Origin of the sequence: Promicromonospora sp. NPDC059942 (assembly GCF_042731755.1) — a bacterium.
Classification (GTDB): domain Bacteria; phylum Actinomycetota; class Actinomycetes; order Actinomycetales; family Cellulomonadaceae; genus Promicromonospora.
The window spans coordinates 1-15,095 of sequence record NZ_JBHWLR010000010.1 but is presented as its reverse complement, the minus strand read 5'-3'; the positions used below and the strand labels follow the sequence as shown (position 1 = coordinate 15,095).

Annotated in this window: 9 protein-coding genes; all 9 read right to left on the bottom strand. The window is 72.7% G+C overall.

Features of this window, described 5'->3' with window-relative positions; genetic code table 11:
• Complete coding sequence (locus tag ACFV9Q_RS17070; RefSeq protein WP_377235390.1) at positions 1-699, bottom strand: hypothetical protein; 699 nt, start codon at positions 697-699, stop codon at positions 1-3.
• Between the two features lie 48 nt (positions 700-747).
• Positions 748-2,376, bottom strand: coding sequence for a serine/threonine-protein kinase (locus ACFV9Q_RS17065; RefSeq protein WP_377235389.1), 1,629 nt, complete (start codon positions 2,374-2,376; stop codon positions 748-750).
• Positions 2,377-2,431: 55 nt separating this feature from the next.
• A complete protein-coding gene (locus tag ACFV9Q_RS17060) occupies positions 2,432-4,108 on the bottom strand; it encodes an FHA domain-containing protein (RefSeq protein WP_377235388.1) in 1,677 nt (558 codons plus the stop codon).
• A gap of 1 nt (position 4,109) precedes the next feature.
• Positions 4,110-4,949 (bottom strand): PP2C family protein-serine/threonine phosphatase, encoded by an 840-nt coding sequence (locus tag ACFV9Q_RS17055; RefSeq protein WP_377235387.1) that lies wholly within the window; start codon positions 4,947-4,949, stop codon positions 4,110-4,112.
• Complete coding sequence (locus ACFV9Q_RS17050) at positions 4,946-6,670, bottom strand: RDD family protein (protein ID WP_377235386.1); 1,725 nt, start codon at positions 6,668-6,670, stop codon at positions 4,946-4,948. The genes ACFV9Q_RS17055 and ACFV9Q_RS17050 overlap by 4 nt, the downstream gene beginning before the upstream one ends.
• Positions 6,670-9,129: a DUF3488 and transglutaminase-like domain-containing protein gene (locus ACFV9Q_RS17045; RefSeq protein WP_377235385.1), complete on the bottom strand. Its 2,460-nt coding sequence runs from the start codon at positions 9,127-9,129 to the stop codon at positions 6,670-6,672. The genes ACFV9Q_RS17050 and ACFV9Q_RS17045 overlap by 1 nt, the downstream gene beginning before the upstream one ends.
• On the bottom strand, positions 9,126-10,469 hold the full coding sequence (locus tag ACFV9Q_RS17040; protein ID WP_377235384.1) for a DUF58 domain-containing protein: 1,344 nt from the start codon (positions 10,467-10,469) through the stop codon (positions 9,126-9,128). Before ACFV9Q_RS17040 ends, ACFV9Q_RS17045 begins: the two co-directional genes overlap by 4 nt.
• The gene (locus ACFV9Q_RS17035) at positions 10,466-11,440 is read right to left on the bottom strand and encodes an AAA family ATPase (protein ID WP_377235383.1); all 975 of its coding nucleotides are present in this window, start codon (positions 11,438-11,440) and stop codon (positions 10,466-10,468) included. Before ACFV9Q_RS17035 ends, ACFV9Q_RS17040 begins: the two co-directional genes overlap by 4 nt.
• A 103-nt stretch (positions 11,441-11,543) precedes the next feature.
• Positions 11,544-15,095: Ig-like domain-containing protein (locus ACFV9Q_RS17030; protein WP_377235382.1), on the bottom strand; the 3,552-nt coding region annotated here is incomplete at its 5' end.

Genomic DNA, 15,095 nt, shown 5'->3' with positions numbered 1-15,095 from the left:
TCAGGCGTCGTCCTTCAGGTCGAGAAGTGGAAGGTCCGCGGGGGTCACCAGCCGGGAGGCGACGGCGTACTCGACGAGCCGCGCGCGCCGGTTGGTGGCGAGCAGTCCGGGGCCGCCGCGGAGCCCCTTGACGCCGATCCGGTCGAGCTTCTCGCAGACGTTGTCGAGCTTGCGGTTGAACCGGGTCGTGGCCCAGCCCAGGCGGCGTGCCGCGTCCGCACTGGACGGGATCTCGCTCAGGCCGGTGCCCTCGCGGCGCAGCATGGGCTCGGCGAGCACCACGATGAGCTGCTTCTGGCTGGTGGTGAAGCTGATGGCGCCGATGGTGGTGGCGCCGGTGTCGGGGTCCTCGGAACGGACCTCGTGGTAGGGGGCGTCCGTGAGCTGGGCCGTCAGCTCGTAGGTGGTGGGGCCGGCCGTGAAGACGATCGAGGTGGTGGGGAAGACGATGGGCAGGCGGTGGCCCGGCGGGAGCCACGACTGCACGCCGCCGCCCGCGTCGCACACCGTCGCCGAGATCAGGGACCCCACGTTCGAGAGCCACCAGATCCCGTCCTCCTCCGTCACCCGGAGAAAGCGTCGGTGCAGGTAGGGGTTGTCGTCGATCGCGAGGTCACCCTCGCGGCCCACGTCGAAACCACCCTCCGCCTGTGCGGGATGGAACCACTCACCGCAGAACTCGAGCGCGAGATCGCCCACGTCGTCCCCTCTTCTCCCCCTGTCAGCCGGCCGGTCGGCCGGTGCCCCTCAGTCCGCCGGGACGCACTCCTGCGCCGGTTCCGCCGATGCCTTGCCGGAACGCATGACCACGACCTCGATGCACGTGTCGCCGCTCTCGGCACGAGTCACGGTCACCGTTGGGTTCGTGACGGCCTGGTAGCTGTCCTGCGAGGTCAGCGCCAGCACACGGTACCCGTAGGTGTCGCCTTCCTCCCGTGATTTCGGCGGCTCCCACGTGAAGACGACCTCGTTGCCCTTCGCCTCGGCCTTCAGCTCGCGGACCGGCGGCACGTAGCCCGCACCGGGGGCGGGCGGCGGGTCCCCGGCGACCGTCTGGGTCTGCCCGGGGTCCTCGGGGTCTCCACCGCCGTTCTGCAGGGCGAACCAGCCCACGACCAGCACCGCGACGAGCACCACGGCGCCGCCGACCAGCGCCACGGTCCCCCACGGCGACGACTTCTCCTGCACGACCTCCTGCGGCAGGTCGACGGGCAGCTGTGGCGCCCGCGTCCGGTGCACCGTCTCCTCGACGGGCGGCGCCTCCCAGCCGACCGAGGCCACCGGCACGTCGAGGGCGGGCACGGTCGTGCGGGTCCCCGCGGCGGTAGCCGCCTGGGGTGCCCAGCCGGACGTGCCCTGGGTGGCCGGCGCGAAGCCGCCCGACGACGTCGCCCGGCCGCCGACGGGCGCCGGCCCGGGAGCGGGCCGCTGCCCCGGGTCGATCGCCGTGACGTTCTTCAGCCGCGTACCGTCGTCGTCCTCTTCCTCCTCCGCGACCGCACCGGTCTCGTCGAGGAGGTCGATGGGGGTCATGTCGCGCGCCAGGCCCACCTGGACCTGTTGCAGCGCGCGGGCGAACGCCAGCACCGACGGGTACCGCGACGAGGGGTGCTTGGCCATCGCGATGCGGAGCACCTGCTCCAGCGACGGCGGCACGTCGTTGCGCCCGATGGGCGGCAGCGGCGCCTGCTCGACGCGCGCCACGAGGTCCGCCGACGTGTTGGACCCGCCGGGCACCTCGAACGGCGTGCGGCCGGCCAGCAGCGTGTAGCAGGTGGCGGCCAGCGCCCAGACGTCCGTCGTCTTGCCCGCGACGGGCGGGTCGCCGAACGATTCCGGCGGCGACCACGGGATGGACATGCCCTCCGCGGCCGAGGCCTCCTCGACCGTGGAGGAGATGCCGAAGTCCGTCAGCACGGGGTGCCCGAACTGCGTCACCAGGATGTTGGCCGGCTTCAGGTCACGGTGCAGGATGCCGAGCCGGTGCGCGGTCTCCACCGCGCCCGCGATCTGGATCGTGGTGCGCAGCGCCTCGGCCAGCGAGAAGCGCTCCGACCGGTACCGCGCGCCCAGGTTGGGGCGCGAGCAGTACTCCATGGCCAGGTACGGGCGGCCGTCGTCGGCGACGCTCGCCTCGTACATCGTCACGATCGACGGGTGGTTGCCCAGGACCGCCATGAGGTCGGCCTCGGAGTCGAACGCCGCACGCTGGGCGTCGCTCGCGTGCTCCTTGAGGAGCACCTTGACGGCGACCAGCCGCTTCGGACGCTGCTGCTCGTACAGGAAGACGTCCGAGAAGCCGCCGGACCCGATCAGCTTCTTGTACTCGAACCCGGCGATGTGGGGCGGCGCCGACGGCGCACGCTTGCTGCTCACGCTTCTCCTTGGTTGATGGTGGAGCCGTCATCGGTGGTCGTGCCGGCTGTGGCCCTCACCAGATGCCTTCGAAGGTCAGGGTCGCTCCGTCGCCGAGGTCGACGACGTCGCCCTCGACCACGATCACCTTCTCGTTGGGGTGCAGCCGCCGGGGCTGCTGCCCCGGCCGCAGGAGGGTGGTGCCGTTCGTGGTCGCGAGGTCCGCGACCAGGACGTGCCACTCCTCGAGGGTGATCTCGACGTGGGAGCGCGAGATGTCCTGGTCCGGGCTCGCCACCGTCACCAGGCGCGGCGTGCGGTCCGCCGACGCGTTGTTGGTGCGCGGGCGCCGCCCGACGACCACCGGGCGGTCGAGCTCCACCACCTGCGGGCCGCCGATCCCGGGCTGCACGCCGCCGGTGACGAGCATCTGCCCGAGCGACGGGCGGGACACCAGCTCGGCGTCGCTCTCCAGGGCAGCGCCGCAGCTGCGGCAGGTCTCGTTGGTGGGCGGGTTGGGATGCCCCTGCGGGCAGTTCCGGCCGAGGATCTGCGGGGCGCCCGGCAGGATGCCCACCGAGAACTTGGGCCCGCCCCCGGCCGCCTTGCGCAGCGCCGCGATGTCGGACGACATCATGGTCTCGCCGTCGTGGTCCGTCACGTCGGGTGTACCCGGCGAGTCCGTCACCGCAGCGGCCCGCTGGGCGCCGCCCGGGGTCACGCCCTGCGGGGTGTCCGAGAGCAGGGCCGGGCCGGGGAAGCCGCCCGGGACGCTCGAGATCAGGGCGTCGCCCGCCGACTCCGCCTGCGGCGGGTCCGGCACGGGCGGGGGCGGGGCCAGCGGCGTGACGACGGGGGCGGACGCCGGGGCCGGCTCCTCGTCGACCTCCTCCTCGTCCTCCCCCTGCCGGACCGCCGCGTCCTCGACCCGGCGCATCACCGTGTCACCGAAGAGGTGGCCGTAGTCGTCGTCCGCACCGAACTGCGTGGCCTCGTCGACCTCCGAGGCCGGGGCCGGCCCCGGGACGGGGGACGCCCCGAGCAGCGGCGCGGGTTCCGGTGCGGGCTCGGGCTCGGGCGTGGGCCCGGCCGGGCCGCCGATCACCGGCACGTCCATCGACCCCGGCACGACCGTCTCGCCGGCCGGCTGCCCGCCGGTCAGCGCCGACAGGCCGGCGAGGGTCGGGAAGTCGGGGAACTCGTCGATCATCGCGGCCTTGGCGGCCGGGGCCGCCGAGGCGGGCGCGGGTGCGGGTGCGAGTGTGCCCAGCGTCCCCGGGAGGTCCAGGGCCCCGGCCACCTCCACGAGGGTGCGCCGCAGCGCGCTCGCCCGCACCACTGCCGACTGCACGGGGAACTCCTCGTCCGCCGGCACCTCGTCGGTGGTGATCGCGAACGACGTCGGGCCGTCCACCACCCGCTCCGACCAGGTGACGACGCCGGCCCCGGTCACCTCGACCGGACCACCGGCGCCCTGGGCGCTCACCACGACCTTGACGCCGGTACCGCGCACGGCGACGTGCGCCGCCGTGGCCGGCTCACCGCCGGAGAGCGAGACGACGGCGAACGGCGGCGTCTCCGCGAGGCCGCCCGCGGCCAGGACGGCAAGGGTCGCCGCGACCCCGCCGTCGGGTGCGTCGAGCGCGGTCCAGAGCGCGTCGACGACGCCGGCGGGAGCCGGGCCGGGCAGCACGACGACCGTGCCGTTCCGGACCACCGCCCGTGCGGATCCCTCGCTGTAGTGCACCGTCATCTCAGACCCCCTGGCTTCTTGCTGCGTGCTCTTCTCGCGGCAGGGTGTCCTCGTCAGGCTCCGCCCCCGCCCGTGGTGCCGTAGACGACCCTATGGTCTGGTCGTCCACCCCGGTCACGTCGACCACGACCACGGTGATGTTGTCCCGGCCGCCGGCCTGGATCGCCGCGTTGACCAGGTGCCCGGCGGCGCGCTCCGGGTCGGGCTGCTCCAGCAGGATCGTCGTGATCTGCTCGTCGGTCAGCTCCCCCGTGAGCCCGTCCGAGCAGATCAGCACGCGGTCGTGGAGCGTCACCGGGATGTACCGGAAGTCGGCCCGCACGTCCTGCTGGGCCCCGAGGGCCCGCGTGATGACGTTCCGCCGGGGGTGCCTGCGGGCCTCGTCCATGGTGATCGTGCCCGCGTCCACGAGCTCCTGCACCTCGGAGTGGTCCACGCTCACCTGCGACAGCACGCCGTTCGACAGGATGTAGGTGCGCGAGTCCCCGACGTTCACGAACAGCCAGTACGGCACGTCCTCGCGCTCGTCGACCAGCACGCCCGTGAGCGTCGTGCCGGGCGCGTTGCCCGACTCCGTCTCGATGGCCCGGACCCGCTGCTGCGCGGCCTCGAGGAACGCCTCGACCAGCGCCGGCTCCACCCGCTCGACATCGGCCAGGCCGCTGATCGCGGACAGCGCCTCGGCGCTCGCCACCTCGCCCGCCTCGTGCCCGCCCATGCCGTCGGCCACGAAGAACACCCGGCCGGTGGCCAGGTATCCGTCCTCGTTGAGCGACCGACGACGACCCTGGTGCGATGCCGCACCCCAGATCGTCGTCAGCCCCTGCTCCTGTTCGGTCATGCCCGGGGCTCGGCAGGGTGCACGACCAGACGGCGGTCCCCGACGTGGATGGTCGAGCCCACCGGCACGCGGACCCGTGCGCCCGCCTCCGCGACCTGGGGCGAGCGGCCCGGCGCCGAGACCACGGTGCCGTTGGTGGACCCACGGTCGGTCAGCCACAGGCCGGCGGAGTCGACGCCGAGCTCCGCGTGGTTCTTGGACACCGAGCGGGTGGGGTCGTCGACGCGCACGAGGATGTACCCCGCGCCCCCGCTCGCCTGCGGGTTGCGGCCCACCAGGGCGGGCCCGTCGATGACCCGGCGCTCACCGGACTCGAGCTCGAGGGTCACGGTCACGACCGCGGCCGGCTCCAGGACCGGGGCCTGCATCCGCGTGGAGTCCGAGAACCCGTCGGACTGCGGCGGCAGCGTCGGCTGCGACACCGGGGCGGGCTGGGCGGCGCCGTCCTGCGGGAGGGTCACCCTGCGGGTGGGGCGGGACTCCGGGTGCTGCTGCGGCGGCAGCGTGGCCGGGGCCTGCTGCGCCGGGGGCGCCGCCTGCTCCTGCTGCGCCGGCCAGGTCCGCGCCGGCCAGGCCGACTCGGGCTGCTGCGGTGCGGGCTGCTGCTGCACCGGCTGCTGCGGTGCGGGCTGCTGGTACTGCTGCTGCGCAGGCTGCTGGACCGGCTGCTGCTGGACCGGCTGCTGCTGGGCGGGCGGTGCTCCGGGCCCGCTGCCGGGGATGCCCGTGATGAGGCCGTCACCGGTCGGAGCCGGTGCGCCCTGGGCGGGTGCCTGCGGGAACGACCACGGGTCCGGGGCCGCCACGGGCTGCTGGGCCGGCGCCTGCGAGGCCGCAGGAGACAGCGGGGGCAGCTGCGGGGAGGCGTACTGGCCCGGGGCCGGGGCCGCCGGAGCCGCCGTCCGCATCGCGGGCCGGCCCGGGGCGCGGGGCCCGGGGCCCACCGGGGCGAGCCCGGTGGTCAGCGCGATCTGCGGGGCGCGGACGTCGACCACGATCGACCGCGCGGCCTTGTCGTGCCAGCCCTGCACCTTGTCGCCCTTGTCCCACGAGGGGCTGAGCAGCACCACGATCTGGCCGAAGCCCGCCACCAGGGCGCCCGCCGCGAGCACGAGCACGCGCAGCAGCTCGCGGACGAACCCGATCGGGCCACGGTCCTCGGCCGAGAGCGTGCGCAGGCCCATCGCCGAGTTGCCGATGGTGCGGCCGGTCCGGGACTCCCAGATCCACATGGAGAGCTGGAAGCAGAAGGCGACCAGGCCCGCGATGAGGTAGACCCGCACCGCCTGGGCGGCGATCTCGGCCGCCTGCTCCTGCGTCACCACCGTCAGCGCCGGGGGGATGTCGATGAACGAGAGGCCGATGACCACCACGATCACCGCCAGCGCACCGGCGATCAGGCCGTCGATGAGCCAGGCCACGAAGCGCTTGCCGACGCCCGCGTAGGGCGCGACCAGCGGCGGGGGCACGGTGCCGGCCGAGGGGATCTGCGTCGCCGTGTACACCTCGACCTCCGTCGTGATCGGCGGCCGGCTCTCCACGAACGGCACCGAACCCGACCTGTCGCGTGCGGCCGCCGCCTGCTGCACCTGCCCCTGCGGCACCTGGGCCTGCTCCACGACGGGCCGTCCCGTCCGCGGGAACTCCCGTCCGCAGGCGGCGCAGAAGGGCGCGCCCGCCCGCTGGGTCGACCCGCATCCAGCGCAGACCACGTCCGTCATCAGTTCTCCTTCGTCCGCCGGGACCCGAGTCCCCCGAGGGCCGCGAGGATTCCGCGACCACCGCCCACACGCGCCCAGACGGAGCGCAGCGACAACGCCGCGCCGACCCTCCGTCGCGTACTCAGGTTGGAGCGTAGCCCGCCCACCAGCTCGTCCACCTCGGCCCAGAAGGACTCGACGTCCGCCTGGGTGGGCTCACCGCGGCCGAAGACCGAGGCGTCCGCGCGGTGCGCGAGCGTGAGCGTCGACGGGACCTGGTGCGCACCGGCGATCACGCCGGCACTCTCCCGGCGTGTCGCGCCGCGGGGCACGCTCGTCCCGATGTCGGTCACGACGTCGACGACCTCGTGCCAGCCGCCGCTGATGCGGTCGGCGGGCAGGTCGGCGGTGCGCCGGGCCGTCCGGCGCCGGGCCTTGTAGGCGAGGATCGCGATGATCGGCCCGGCGATCACCAGGAGCGGGATGCCGACCGCGAGCAGGATGAGTCCGAGCAGGCCCCAGTCGAACGGGTCGTTCTCGGTGTCGTCCTTCTCGTCGTCCTCGACGCTGCCGGCCTTCGCCTTGTCCGGCTCGTCCGGCGGCTCCGGGTCCTGCAGCACCGGGGGCTTCGGCACCTGCTCGCTCTTGGGCTCGGGCTGGATCTGCGGGTTCTCGTCCGGGACGGTGTCGATCGGCACCCAGCCGTACTCCTTGAAGGGCACCTCGACCCAGGCGTGGACGTCGCTGCCGACCACGGTCCAGGGCTTGCCCTCCTCGAACTTGCTGTCCTTGTCGGGGTAGAAGCCCATGACCACGCGGGCCGGGATGCCCGCCTGGCGCGCCATGAGGGCGAGCGCGACGGCGAACTGCTCGTCGTCACCCACCATCTTCTCCTGCTCGATCAGCGTGTCGACGCGGTCGGCGGAGTGACCCGGCCGCGACGGCGGCTGGCCCTCGAGCCCGCTGGACAGATAGCCGGAGTTCTGGAGCGCGTCGCGGAGCAGGAAGAGCTTCTCCACGGGGTCGGTCTTGTCGCCCGTGAACTGCCCCGTCTTGCCGGGCAGGCCCGCGGGCAGGGCGCTCGCCTCGGTCTCGGGCAGGTCCGCCTTGCGGATCGTGGCCTTCTTCAGCGCGTCCTCGTCCGGCGTCGCGGGCACCAGCACGTTCAGCCGGTACGTGTCGCCCGACCTGATGCCGGCGGTGGTGAGCGCGGTGCTGGTCTCCTGGTTGTAGTACGTACCGTCCAGCTGGGCCTCGGCGTTCGCGCCGAGCCACTCCACGCCGGTGAGGTCGCCGATCTCGGGGACCCAGACGCCGCTGTACGCCGCGACCGTGACGTCGATCGGCGTCGGCGTGACACCGGACTTCGTCGCGATCTCCTCGCCGACCCGCGTGTAGACGCCGGTGTCGCCGCCGTCGCCGGCCGCGTCGAAGACGACGCCGTCGTACTCGTCGAGGGTCGCGAGGCGGACGCGGGCGCCCTCGGGCAGCTCGCTGACGGTGAACAGCTCGTCCTCGCGGGCGTCCTTGGCGTAGTGCCGGAACGCCACGAGCGGGCTGGTGAACTGGTGGATGTCGAACGGCGGGACGACCGTCTCGCGGAGCACCGAACGATCCGGATCGGGCATGAGGACCGGCGCGGTGAAGCCCGCGACCAGCGCTGCGGCGCCCAGGATGGTGGCGCCCGTGCGCACCCGGTGCCAGCGCAGCCGGCGCGTGGCCTCGCGGCTGGCCTCCGTGGTGATCGAGTGCGTGCCCACGCGCGCCTCCATCACGCGCACCGCGCCCCAGAGCAGGGCGGTGATGGCGATCACGAGGCCCTGCACGATCGGCATGGCGGCGTTGACCGTGCCCAGCAGGATCACGCCGACCAGGGCGGCGATGACCGGCACGACGGCCCAGACCGCGTGCTTCGCGCGCCAGGCGATGGTGCCCGCGACGAGCGCGACGACCAGCATGAGCAGGAACGGGACCACCCCGAGGTCGGGGAACGACCGCATGGGGGGCGTGGTGGTGATGAACTGCTTCCAGCCCTGCACGGAGCCGAGCATCAGCTCGCGCAGCGTGTCCAGGGTCGGCACCACGCCGGCGATCGTCGTGTGCGGCAGGGCCAGCGCGCCACCGAACAGCACGTAGGCCAGCACGGCCAGCGCCGTCACCACGACGGCGGGGAAGCGCCGCCAGGCGCCCAGCCAGGCCACGGCGAGGCCCACGAGGGCACCGCCGACCGTGGGCAGCAGGTAGCCGAGCGAGCCCCAGACCGGGCCGAAGCCCACGGCGACGGCGCCGAGCATCACGGCCAGCGCCGCGAGGTCGACCAGGGCGAACCTGGTCAGCGCGCGCGGCTGCTCCGCCTCCTTGCGGCGGGTGGTGCCCCGGCCGGTGCCGGTCCGGTAACCGGGCCCGGTGCCGTAGGGCGGCTGGCTGCCCTGCGCGTGCGCGCCCGCCGGGAGGTTGCCGCGGGTATTCTCGTCGCTCATCCGTCGCTCATCTTCTTCAGCGCAAGGGGCAGGTCACCGAGGCGGCCCAGGGTCAGCACGCCCAGCTCCGCGATGGAGTGCCGGCCGAGGGAGGCCCCCGGCACGCACTGGATGGCCATGACCTGCACGCCCACGGGCACGCGGGCCGACGCCGCACGCAGCTCGGTGGGCGTGACCATGCTGCCGACGATGAAGGAGATCACCGAGAAGTCGGCGGCGGCCATGCTCGCGGCGCGGGCGAGGTCCACCAGCTTGGACTTGCGCGACACCATCTCGATCCGGGAGAGGTCGTCCATCAGGCGGGTGCGGTGGTCGCCGTGCAGCGTGGCCTCGTTGACGAGCACCGTCACGCCGCGGTCCTCTTTGATGGCCTGCAGGCCCAGGGAGCCGCACACGCTCACGGCGAGCTCGAACTCCTCCTCGTTCGCGTAGTCCTCGGCGCGCGTGGACAGCAGCACCGCGAGGTGCGAGCGCCGGGTCTCCTCGAACTGCCGCACCATGATCTGGCCGGTGCGGGCCGTCGACTTCCAGTGGATGTGCCGGCGGTCGTCGCCGGGCACGTAGTCGCGCAGGGCGTGGAAGTTCACGTCCGAGTTCGTGATGTCGTTGGTGACCCGACCCTCGAGGTCCTTCAGGAAGCCCGTGGAGGAGCCGGTGAGGTTCTTGACGCGCGGGTGCACGAAGACCTCCTGCTCGTTGGTCCACGTCATCTCGCGGCGCAGCAGGCCCAGGGGGTCGGCGCGCACGGACTTGACCGGACCGACCGTGATCACGCTGCGGCGCCGGGTCGGGATGGTGAAGATCTCCTCGTGCGTGCCGCCGCCCTTCAGCCGCGGCACGGGGAACGCCGCCGTGCCGGTGCCGACCGGGAGCTCCATCACCGACGGCAGCAGGGCGCGGCTCGACGAGTTGCGCACGTCGAGGCGCCCGACGGCGCGGTCGCCGACGGTCACGCGAGCCTGCGCCAGGTCGAGCACGACGTCGTACTTGAACCGCCCGAGTACGAACACGATGGCGCACAGCAGCGTCACCGTGAGCACGATCGCGGCCACCAGCAGCTCGAGCCAGCCGAGCGCCAGCCCGGCGATCCAGGCACCGGCCGCCACCAGCGTCACCGCGATGCCGAACGTGCTGAACGTCCGGCGGACCGGCGCGAGCGAACGGCCGAGCGCCCCCGCCCGCGTCCGGGCGGCGGCGGCGAAGGTCACCCAGCCGCGCCGGCCCCGCTGCGCCTGCGCGCGGCCGGCCGCGACGACGCCGGCGAGGCCGGTCGGCTTGTCCTGACGCTTGCCGTAGCCAGGTCCGGCCGCGCTGCCCGCCGAGATGCCCGAGGTCGTCATGCCGAGGCCCGCTCCTGCGGCGCGGCGACGTCGGCCATGATCCGGGCCAGCACGACGTCGGGGCGGGCGCCCGCGAACTCGGCCTCCGGGTCCAGCACGAAGCGGTGGCCCCAGACCGGCTGGGCCAGCTCCTTGATGTCGTCGGGCAGCACGTAGTTGCGGCCGTGCGCGGCGGCCCAGACCTTGGCGCAGCGCACCAGGGCGAGCGCGCCACGGACCGAGACGCCGACGCGCACCTCGTGGGCGTTACGGGTCTCCTCGGCGAGGCGCGACACGTACTCCAGCACCGCGGTGTCGGTGTGCACCGTCGCGGCGAGGTCGGCCATCTCGGTGACGGCCTTGGTCGTGATGATGGGCTGCAGCACCTGGCTGCGGTCCTTCAGCGCGGCGCCCGACAGGATCTCCACCGTGGAGGCGTGGTCCGGGTAGCCCACCGACGTCTTCATGAGGAAGCGGTCGAGCTGGGCCTCGGGCAGGCGGTACGTACCGGCCTGCTCGATCGGGTTCTGGGTGGCGAGCACCATGAACGGGCGGCCGGTGGTGTGCGCGACGCCGTCGACGGTGACGCGGCCCTCCTCCATGACCTCCAGGAGCGCGGACTGGGTCTTCGGCGAGGCGCGGTTGATCTCGTCGGCCAGCACGATCGACGCGAAGATCGGGCCCGGGTGGAAGTCGAACTTCCCGGTCTTCTGGTCGTAGATCGTCACGCCGGTGACGTCCGACGGGAGCAGGTCCGGCGTGAACTGGATGCGGTTGTGCGAGCCCTGGACCGACGCCGCGATGGAGCGCGCGAGCATGGTCTTGCCCGTGCCCGGGGCGTCCTCCAGCAACAGGTGTCCCTCGGCGAGCATGCACGTGAGCGCGAGGCGCACGACCGGCGCCTTGCCCAGGACCGCCTGCCCGACGTTGCCGACGAGCCGGTCGAAGGTCTGGGCGAACCAGGCCGCCTGCTCGGGGGTCATCGTGGTCATCTCGTGTTTCCCTACTGCTCGTTACTGCTCGTCCGTCGGGTGAAAGTTGTGTCGATCATGGCGTGCCCGGCCGCCGCGTGCGCGGCGGCCGGGCGGGCTTGTTCTACCAGTTCGTCGCCTCGTACCGGGTGCCGTCGATCATGACGGCTACTGCGGCGCCGGGGTGGCCGAAGAAGCAGTTCAGCTGGACCTGACCGTTCGCCGGGATGTTGTAGGTCCTCCGGTTGCTCGTCTCCCACGTCCGGCCGTGGGTGACGATGTCGTGCCACCCGCTGACCTCCGGGGTGTCACCCGCCCAGCAGGCCACCGAGTGGCTGCCCGCCGGGAAGTCCTGGGTGTTGACCTTGTAGTAGGCGCAGGACGCGGTGTTGCAGTCGCTGTTGTTGACGGCACTGCCGCGGGTCACCCAGGCCCTCGGGTTCGGCTGGGCGTCCGACCTGCCGGTGGCACACGTCTGCGAGCTCTGGTTCTCGGAGTCCGTGACCGTGACACAGGCCGTCTTGTCCTCGCTGTAGCCCGCGGAGGCCGACTGGGAGCCGCTCTTGGCCGTGCTGGAGATAGCGTTGGTCACCCGCACCGTCGTCGGGCGCCCGTTCTGCGCGGTCGCGTCCCAGGTGAACGTGACCTTCCGGTCACCACCGTTCGCAGTGATGGTCGGCTTCGGCACCGGGCCGAAGGGGATCACCGCGTTGGACGCCGCCGACCAGTCACCGCAGACGTACTGGTTGCACGCCCGCACCTGGAACGTGTACGAGGTGCCGTTGCTCAGCCCCCCGTAGTTGTACGACGTCGCGTCGCCCGCGTTCGCGTTGCCCTGGCCGTTGGCCGACACCTCGTACCGGTGCGCCGGACCACGGAAGTTCGCGCTGGGGAGCGCGCTCCAGCTCACGGTCGCGCGACCGTCGCCCGGGTTGCTCGCGGCCACGCCCGTCGGGACGGTCGGGATGCCGTACGCCGGCTCCGCGGCGGACTGGGCGCTGACCGGCGACTTGCCCGCCTTGTTCTCGGCCTGGACCGTGAACGTGTAGGAGGACTCCGGGTTCAGGTCCTGGACGGGCTGCGAGGTGCCGGACGTCGTGAGCGTCTTGACCTTGTTCCCGTCCTGGTAGACGTCGAGGTAGTACTTCTTCACCGCGTCGCCGTTGTTGGCCGGGGCCGTCCACGACACGTCGATCTGGCCGCCGACGGCCGTGTTCGTCCGCTGCGCGGTCGGTGCGGCCGGCTGCGCCGGTGGCGCGGCCGGGGTCTCCGGCGCGGACGGGTCGGACCACTCCGACGGGTCCGGCGCCTGGTTCTTGGCCTGCACCCGCACCGTGTACGCAGTGCCGTTGTTCAGGCCGGTCCAGGTGGTGGTCCCGCCCTCCTGGCAGGGCTTCTGGATGACGCCGTCGGCCGGGGCCGGGCTGATCTCCAGGTTCACGCACTGGATGGGTGACCGGTCCGTGTAGGACCGGTTCTTCCAGGTCACCGTCAGGCTCTGGTCGCCGAACTTCAGCGTCGGGGGCTCGGGCTGGTCCGGCTTCTCGTCCGGACGTGCCTCGCGCGACGCCGGGGACGGGTCGGACTCGCCCACGTCGTTGGTCGCGGTGACCGTGAACGTGTACTTCACGTTGTTCTTCAGCCCGTCGAAGGTGCACGTGGTCGTCTTGCACGCGTGCTCGTCACCGTTCTGCGTCCGCAGGGTGTAGCCGGTGATGTCGGCGCCGTTGTTGTTGGGCTGGTCCCAGCTCAGCACCACGGTCTCCGAGCGCACCTCCTCGACCCGAGGGGCGCGCGGCGCCTCGGGCTTGCCCAGCACGGTCAGCTTCGCGATGCCGTCGACCTCGCGGTCGGGGTCACCGGTGGCGTCCTGCACGCGGTAGCGCACCAGCATGGCGCCGGTGAAGTCCTCGCCCGGCGTCACCACGAGCTGGTTGCCGCGGTACTCGGCGGTGCCGATGCCCGTCTCGATCGTCGGCACGCCCGACAGCGTCAGCTCCTTCTTCGGGAAGGGGTTGGTGTCGTTGTCCAGCACCGGGATCGTGGTGGCCTCGCCCTGGTGGGCGTCGAGCACGACGTCCTGCGTGGTCTGGACGAGCGGCCGGGTCGAGGCCACGACCTCGACGGTGAGCACGGCCTCGACGGCCGGGTTCTTGCCGTCCGACACCGTCATCGCCAGCTCCTGCGCGGTGCCCTTGGACACCGACGGGTCGACCTGGGCCGAGACCGTGTCGCCGGAGACCGACGGCGCGATGCCCTCGACACCCTTGACGTCGAAGGTCAGCGGGTCCTTGTCCGGGTCCTTGACGTAGCGCGACAGGTCGACCGAGCTCTCCTCGCCGGCCGCGACCTGCAGCACGGGCCGGCCCGTGATCTTGGGCGGCATGTTCTTGGACGGGGTCACGTCGATCGGCAGCGTCAGCACCGCCGTCAGGCCCTCGGGGTCGTCCGGCCCCTTGCCGTCGGTCACCTCGAAGCTGACCGACGCCGCGCCCGCGAAGTCCTCGGCGGAGGTGTAGACGAGCGTGTCCTCGTCGTCGACCTCGACCTTGCCCTCCAGCGCCTTGACCGTCTTCTCCTCGGTGATCCGCGGCTTCGTCCCGTCGCGCACCACCACGTAGTCCGCGATGTCGATCGTCAGCGGCTCGCCGCTGGTCGCCTTGAGCGGCTCCAGGCCCGGCTTGATGTGCGGCCGGGACTGGTCGCCCGGCACCCGCACGAACGCCTTGGCCTCCAGGCCGTCCATGTCGGTCACGGTGTAGGTGATCACCTGGGCGCTCTCGGTGAGCTGCACCTCCAGCGAGCCCTCCTCCGTGATCCGCACGCCCTCCAGGTCGGGGTCGACCGTCAGCTCCAGGTCGGCGGCCACGCCGTCCGGGTCCACGTCGTTGGCCTTGACGTCCACGGTCACCGAGGAGGAGCCCTCGACGTCGTCCGCCGTGACCACGTCGTCGTGGGCGATCGGCCGCAGCAGCGGCGCGTTCTTGTCCACGTTCACCGTGATGGCGCCGCTCGCGCGGGCCCGGAAGCTGTCCTGGATGCCGTAGTAGAAGGAGTAGGAACCCTCCTCGTCGGGCGCGGTGACCACCACGTCGTCCTCGACGACCTTGGGGTCCATGTCCTCGGTGCCCTCGAACGCGCTGTCCACGAGGCCGATCTCGTCGCCGTCGGGGTCGGTGTCGTTCTCCAGCGCGCGGACGGCCACCGTGCGGCCCGGCCGCACCGTCGTCTCGTCGTCGGTGGCCTGCGGCGGCTGGTTGGTGGCGGGCGGCGGGGTGACACCCACGCGCACCAGGCCCTCACCCACGGCGCCGCGAGTGTCCGTCACCTGGTAGGTGAAGGTGTCCAGGCCGGTGCCGTCCTCGGCCGCGGTGTAGTCGATGAACCCGTCCACGATGGTGGCGGTGCCCTGCGACGGCGCCGCGGAGATCGAGCTCAGCGTGACGTAGTCGCCGTCGGGGTCGGTGCCGTCCAGGTTCAGCGGGATCCGGGTGGTACCGCCGGCCAGCACGCGCGCCGTGATGTCCGGGAGCTGCGGGGCCGCGTTCTCCGGGTCGTCCTTGACGACGATGGTCACCTGGGCGGAGTCCTTCTGCCCGTTGGAGTCCTTCACCTCGTAGACGGCGTGGTACGTCCCGGCCTCCTGGCCGGCCCGGAACCGCACCGTGTCCTCGGA

Coding starts and splice junctions, on each gene's coding strand:
- ACFV9Q_RS17060 (WP_377235388.1), bottom strand. CDS start 4,108: ATGACGGTGCACTACAGCGAGGGATCCGCACGGGCGGTGGTCCGGAAC.
- ACFV9Q_RS17055 (WP_377235387.1), bottom strand. CDS start 4,949: ATGACCGAACAGGAGCAGGGGCTGACGACGATCTGGGGTGCGGCATCG.
- ACFV9Q_RS17050 (WP_377235386.1), bottom strand. CDS start 6,670: ATGACGGACGTGGTCTGCGCTGGATGCGGGTCGACCCAGCGGGCGGGC.
- ACFV9Q_RS17045 (WP_377235385.1), bottom strand. CDS start 9,129: ATGAGCGACGAGAATACCCGCGGCAACCTCCCGGCGGGCGCGCACGCG.
- ACFV9Q_RS17040 (WP_377235384.1), bottom strand. CDS start 10,469: ATGACGACCTCGGGCATCTCGGCGGGCAGCGCGGCCGGACCTGGCTAC.
- ACFV9Q_RS17035 (WP_377235383.1), bottom strand. CDS start 11,440: ATGACCACGATGACCCCCGAGCAGGCGGCCTGGTTCGCCCAGACCTTC.